The sequence below is a fragment of the Colwellia ponticola genome (assembly GCF_005885605.1).
In the GTDB taxonomy this organism is placed as follows: Bacteria; Pseudomonadota; Gammaproteobacteria; order Enterobacterales; family Alteromonadaceae; genus Colwellia; species Colwellia ponticola.
The window spans coordinates 1-413 of the sequence record NZ_SZVP01000206.1; the positions used below are offsets into that span (position 1 = coordinate 1).

General features: G+C 56.7%; 1 protein-coding gene. It reads left to right on the forward strand.

Annotated features, from left to right (window positions below; all coding sequences use genetic code 11):
* Positions 1-413, forward strand: a 413-nt coding sequence (gene thyA, locus FCS21_RS16580; protein WP_442548489.1) for a thymidylate synthase, incomplete at both ends; no start/stop codon positions are given.

Consider the following 413-nt stretch of genomic DNA (forward strand, 5'->3'; position numbering starts at 1 on the left):
GTAATGACATGAAGCAATATCTCGAACTACTGAACGACGTCGTGACCAATGGCCTGACCAAAGGCGACCGTACCGGCACCGGCACCAAGGCCGTGTTTGCCCGTCAGTATCGGCATAACTTGGCCGACGGTTTCCCGCTGCTGACCACCAAGAAGCTTCACTTCAAAAGCATCGCCAATGAGCTGATCTGGATATTGAGCGGCAACACCAACATCAAGTGGTTGAACGAAAACGGTGTGAAAATCTGGGACGAGTGGGCCACCGAAGACGGTGACCTGGGCCCGGTGTATGGCGAGCAGTGGACCGCCTGGCCGACCAAGGATGGCGGCACGATCAACCAGATCGACTACATGGTGCACACGCTCAAGACCAACCCCAACAGCCGTCGCATCCTGTTCCACGGCTGGAACGTC